The organism is Streptomyces sp. NPDC104309, assembly GCF_055584025.1.
This window is the reverse complement of the sequence record NZ_JBVJMV010000088.1, coordinates 9338-14249: the sequence shown is the minus strand read 5'-3', so window position 1 is coordinate 14249 and position 4912 is coordinate 9338. Positions and strand designations below refer to the sequence as shown.

Sequence of the window (4912 nt, the reverse complement as noted above, 5' to 3'; positions counted from 1 at the left end):
CAGGCTCTGCTCTCATGCCGGGCAGGGCCCGCGATCACCCGATCGAGACTCCCGTTCGATCGACAGACTCCATGATCGATATGGCAACGGCTTCTAACTGTCAAATCCTGTGGATCATCGCGGAGAACCTCAAGCCAGCTGTAGCCATTGATCGAGGACTGCGAAGTCCTGGTCGGTGAGGCAGCGGGCCGACGCGACGCGATGGAGGATCGCCTGTGCGGGGTGGTGGGTGGATACCCAGTCTCGGTCGGCGTCGGTGATCTCGTCGTCGACCCAGGCGAACGGGCGTCCGTCCGCCCACGCGACGAGGGTTCGGGTCTTCCAGCGGAGCCCGAACCACTGGTCCTCGCGTTCGTGGACGGCTGAGGGCTCTGGCCAGTTCACGACCGGCAGCTGCGGCAGGCCGAGCCGCGGTGCCAGCTCGATATTGGCCTCTTCTTCCCAGGTGGTGGCCCAGACCAGGTCGCACGGCAGCGCCGCGAGCCGCGGCCCGATCTGCGGGTCGAGCCGCGCCAGGTGCGAGTTCGATGCGGTGCCCGCCAGATCGCGCTGCAGGCCGTCACCGAACGGCAGGAGCGGCCCGTCGACGTCCAGGAAGAGCAGTGGACGGTTCCCGTGCCTGGTCATGCTGCGCTCACCTCGGGTCGCTCGACGAGGTAACCGTTCCGGAATGTGGCGCCGTTGCGGACGAGGGCGACGAGGTGGGGTGCGTTGATCGCGCGCCAGCGGGCCTGGGCGGACTCGGCAAGCTTGAACACCATGGCCAGGGCCGCTGCGGGGCTGCCAGCTCCGCGGGTGACCCGGGTCCTCAACTTGACGGTGCTGAAGGTGGATTCAATCGGGTTCGTCGTCCTGAGGTGGACCCAGTGTTCGGCGGGGAAGTCGTAGAACGCCAGGAGTTCATCGGTCTCGTCGGTGACCTTCTTCACCGCTTTGGGCCACTTCGCGCCGTAGGCGCGATCGAAGTCCCGGCGGGCGGTACCCCGGCCCGTCCGTCCACCCGCCCGGCTATGGCACAGGTCACAGGAACCGGGGCGTGGTCGCGGAGAGATACCGAGTGTGAGGGAACCACCAGAGTCAGAGGCCCCGGAAAACTCGGAGAGCCCGGGGAGCGACGATGTGCGCCGACGTCTGCGCGCGAGGGACCGCGAGGCGTTCGCCGGGCTGTACGAGCGGTACGCCCACGCCGTCTACCGTCACGCGCTGCGCCTTACGGGTGACTGGTCGGCCGCCGAGGACGTCATGGGCGAGACCTTCCTCGCCGCCTGGCAGGGGTGGGAGCGGCTGGAGGAGGACCGGGGTTCCGCGCTGCCGTGGCTCCTCGGCATCGCCACGCACAAGTGCGAGAACACCCGGCGGGGACTGCGGCGCCGGCTCGCCTTCCTTGCCCGTCAGCCGGTGCCCGCCGCCGTGGCCGACTTCTCGGGCGAGACCGCGTCCCGGCTCGACGACCGGCGCTATCTCCGGGCGGTCTCAGTGGCGCTCGGCCAACTGCGCCGCCAGGAAAGGGAAGTGCTGTCCCTGCACGTGTGGTCCGGGCTGGACTACCAGCAGACGGCCGACGCGCTCGGCGTCCCGGTGGGCACGGTGCGCTCCCGTCTCTCACGGGCACGCAAGAAGCTCGCGCGGCTCGCGCAGGTCGCGGAACTCGCCGGCGAGGACGCGGAACCCACGAGGGCCCGCGGAGAGGTAATGAATACAGCCGCACTCGCGGCTCTGCCCGTGCGGGAGGAAACCCGATGAACCGCGAAGACGCCGCCCCCCCTCAGAAGGACGGGAACGACGACGACGCCCGGCACCTGGCCCGGCTGCTTCCGGCTCCGGTGACCGAGGACCTGTCGCCCGAGCAATTCCGTCGCCAGAAAGAAATCCTGATGAACCGCATCGACGCAGACCAGGCCACCGCCCCCCGTCGCGACCGTCCGGCCGCCGCCGCTCCCCGTCCGGCCCGCGGGCTCCTGCGCCCGGCCCTCCTCGTTCCCGTGTCGGCGCTGGCGCTGGCCGGGGTACTAGCGGGAGGCATCGCCCTCAGCACGGGCGACGACCACGGCACCACGGCGGCCGCCTCGTCCGCCCCGGCGGTCCGGGGCGCGGGCGGCCTGCTGCACCACCTCTCGACCGTCGCCCTCGCGAGTGACGCCCCCGTCGTACGCGACGACCAGTTCCTCTACACCCGCTCCAAGATCCAGGAGGCCGATATCACCAGCGGCAAGGCCGTACTGAGCCCGCTGCACGAGGAGCAGGTCTGGTCGGCGCAGGACCCGCGCCCGCTCAAGAAGCTCGGCCTGGTCCGGGCCGACGGCGAGGACAGCGTCATCAACGCCCCGCTGGGCGACGACAACGGCACCCCCGCCGGGCTGGACCGCCCTACCTACAACTGGCTCGCCACGCTGTCCACCGCCCCGGACGAACTCCTGGCCTACCTGTACGCCCACGTCATGAAGGACCCCGACCAGGAAACCGATCAGATCATCTTCGAGCAGATCGGTTCCTGGCTCGGCGGACTGGTGCCGCCGAAGACGGCCGCGGCCCTCTACCAGGCGGCGGCGAAGATCCCGGGCGTCGAGGAAGTCCCGGACGCCAAGGACGCGATCGGCCGCAGCGGCCTCGGCATCGTCCGCGAGGACACCCGGTACGGCAACCGCAGCGAGTGGGTCTTCGACAAGGATGACTACTCCTTCCTCGGCTCCCGCAACTACCTGACGAAGGACACCCCGTGGGGAAAGTCGGGAACCCTCCTGTCGAGCAGCGCCGAGATCGAACACGGCATCGCCGACAAGGCCGGACAGACCCCTGAGGCGGCACGCAAGTCCGCCCGGAAGCGGCAGGCGAGCTGACGCCCCCCGCGCGTCCCGGAACCTCGCGGGGGGGGTCCGGGACGCGCGGGGAGGGGCCTGCGGTGTTCGCTCTGGCGCCAGGCCGCCGAGAATGCAGCCCAGTCGCTGCAGCGTGGGATGCGCGTCATCGTCAACGGCAGGCTCAAGCAGCGCACCTTCGACGACAAGGAGGGCCAGCGCCGCACCGTCGTCGAGGTCGACGCCGAGGAGGTCGCGGCCTCCCTCACCTACGCGAAGGCGGCCGTCACCAAGGTCACCCGCAGTGCCGGCGGCGCCCCGCCCCGCCAGGGACAGGCCCCTGCCGCGGAGTCCCGCCCCGCCGGGCAGGCACAGGCTCCCACCGGTGGCGAGCCGCACCCGTTCTGAGCCCAGCGACACCTGGAACGGGCCGCGGCCGTTGACCAGATCATGAGCAGGAGAAGATCACGGCGGCACCGCCGCCCCGCCCCCGTCGCTGAGGTGGTCCCCGTGCAGCAGCCGTTTTCGATGGGCGACCTCAAGCACGTACGCCTCGCCGCATGGCAGGCGGGCAACCCGTTCTTCGAGCAAGGGCCTGGTCGACGAGTCCTACTCCCGCACCCTATTCTGCGGGCGCGGCGTGCTCTTGATCGCCCATCGCATGGCGCCCCGGCCCGGATGGCGCCCCTATCTCGCGTGGTTCGCGCCAGCCGGCGACGGCGCCCGGTTCACAGTCCTTCCGCACGCCGTAGAACACGCGGACGCAGGCTCGGCCCGCAAGGCGGCTGAGGCGCTGGCGGCACGGATGTGTACCGGCCCGTGGCAGCAGGCACTCGTCCTCTTCGTCTCACCACCGCGCCGGTCTGCGGCCTGACGGCAAAGGCGCCGCGCACTTCGGGCAACTCTCCTGTCCCGCCGGCTGAGCTGGCACCTGGCGGCGTCGGGCGGTGCGGCCTCGTGTAGGTCGTTCAAATAGCGGGCGCCGAAATCTGGAGGCGCCACCCCATGCTGATTGCTCAGCGTCCCTCGTTGACCGAAGAGGTCGTTGACGAGTTCCGCTCCCGGTTCGTGATCGAGCCGCTGGAGCCGGGCTTCGGTTACACCCTCGGCAACTCCCTGCGTCGCACGCTCCTCTCCTCGATCCCCGGTGCCGCCGTCACCAGCATCCGGATCGACGGTGTCCTGCACGAGTTCACCACCGTGCCGGGCGTCAAGGAGGACGTCACCGACCTCATCCTCAACATCAAGCAGCTGGACCTCTCCTCGGAGCACGACGAGCCGGTCGTGATGTACCTGCGTAAGCAGGGTCCCGGCCTGGTCACCGCTGCTGGCATCGCGCCGCCGGCCGGCGTCGAGGTCCACAACCCGGACCTGGTCCTGGCCACGCTGAACGGCAAGGGCAAGCTGGAGATGGAGCTGACCGTCGAGCGCGGTCGCGGCTACGTCTCCGCCGTCCAGAACAAGCAGGTGGGCCAGGAGATCGGCCGTATCCCGGTCGACTCCATCTACTCGCCGGTGCTCAAGGTCACGTACAAGGTCGAGGCGACCCGTGTCGAGCAGCGCACCGACTTCGACAAGCTGATCGTCGACGTCGAGACCAAGCAGGCCATGCGTCCGCGTGACGCCATGGCTTCGGCCGGCAAGACGCTGGTCGAGCTGTTCGGTCTGGCGCGCGGGCTCAACATCGATGCCGAGGGCATCGACATGGGCCCGTCGCCGACGGACGCCGCGCTCGCCGCCGATCTGGCGCTGCCGATCGAGGAGCTCGAGCTCACCGTCCGGTCGTACAACTGCCTCAAGCGCGAGGGCGTCCATACGGTCGGTGAGCTTCTCGCCCGTTCCGAGGCGGACCTGCTCGACATCCGCAACTTCGGCGCGAAGTCGATCGACGAGGTCAAGGCGAAGCTGGCCGGCATGGGCATGGGCCTCAAGGACAGCCCGCCCGGATTCGACCCGATCGCCGCCGCCTTCGGCGACGCGGACGCGAGCTTCGTCGAGACCGAACAGTACTGAACGCTGCGCCGGGTCGCGGGGGGGCGGGGGGGGCCCCCCCCCGCCCCCCCCCCCCCCCCCCCCACACCCCCCGAAATGGCGCGCCGAGTAGCCCGCACCCGCAA

At 70.2% G+C, this 4912-nt stretch carries 5 protein-coding genes and 1 pseudogene; 4 read left to right on the top strand and 2 right to left on the bottom strand.

Annotation, left to right across the window (positions count from 1 at the left end; all coding sequences use genetic code 11):
• Positions 1-129 precede the first annotated feature (129 nt).
• A complete protein-coding gene (locus tag ACZ68L_RS45275; RefSeq protein WP_469590471.1) occupies positions 130-627 on the bottom strand; it encodes an HAD domain-containing protein in 498 nt (165 codons plus the stop codon).
• Positions 624-959 (bottom strand): annotated as a pseudogene (locus tag ACZ68L_RS45270) (transposase); the annotation flags it as partial. The pseudogene ACZ68L_RS45270 and the gene ACZ68L_RS45275, both read right to left, overlap by 4 nt.
• A 160-nt stretch (positions 960-1119) precedes the next feature.
• On the opposite strand from ACZ68L_RS45270, the gene ACZ68L_RS45265 reads away from it, so the two are divergent.
• The 4 genes from ACZ68L_RS45265 (at position 1120) to ACZ68L_RS45250 (ending at position 4808) form a co-directional block, all read left to right on the top strand.
• On the top strand, positions 1120-1743 hold the full coding sequence (locus tag ACZ68L_RS45265; protein WP_469590468.1) for an RNA polymerase sigma factor: 624 nt from the start codon (positions 1120-1122) through the stop codon (positions 1741-1743).
• Entirely contained in the window at positions 1740-2837 is a 1098-nt protein-coding gene (locus ACZ68L_RS45260) for a CU044_5270 family protein (protein WP_469590466.1), read from the top strand. The genes ACZ68L_RS45265 and ACZ68L_RS45260 overlap by 4 nt, the downstream gene beginning before the upstream one ends.
• 57 nt (positions 2838-2894) lie before the next feature.
• The gene (gene ssb / locus ACZ68L_RS45255; protein ID WP_469590473.1) at positions 2895-3203 is read left to right on the top strand and encodes a single-stranded DNA-binding protein; all 309 of its coding nucleotides are present in this window, start codon (positions 2895-2897) and stop codon (positions 3201-3203) included.
• 597 nt (positions 3204-3800) lie between these two features.
• On the top strand, positions 3801-4808 hold the full coding sequence (locus ACZ68L_RS45250) for a DNA-directed RNA polymerase subunit alpha (RefSeq protein ID WP_469590463.1): 1008 nt from the start codon (positions 3801-3803) through the stop codon (positions 4806-4808).
• Positions 4809-4912 lie beyond the last annotated feature (104 nt).

What these genes read in the sequence shown, in the direction of transcription:
- ACZ68L_RS45250 (WP_469590463.1), top strand. Translation starts at nt 3,801, where the DNA reads ATGCTGATTGCTCAGCGTCCCTCGTTGACCGAAGAGGTCGTTGACGAG.
- ACZ68L_RS45260 (WP_469590466.1), top strand. Translation starts at nt 1,740, where the DNA reads ATGAACCGCGAAGACGCCGCCCCCCCTCAGAAGGACGGGAACGACGAC.
- ACZ68L_RS45275 (WP_469590471.1), bottom strand. Translation starts at nt 627, where the DNA reads ATGACCAGGCACGGGAACCGTCCACTGCTCTTCCTGGACGTCGACGGG.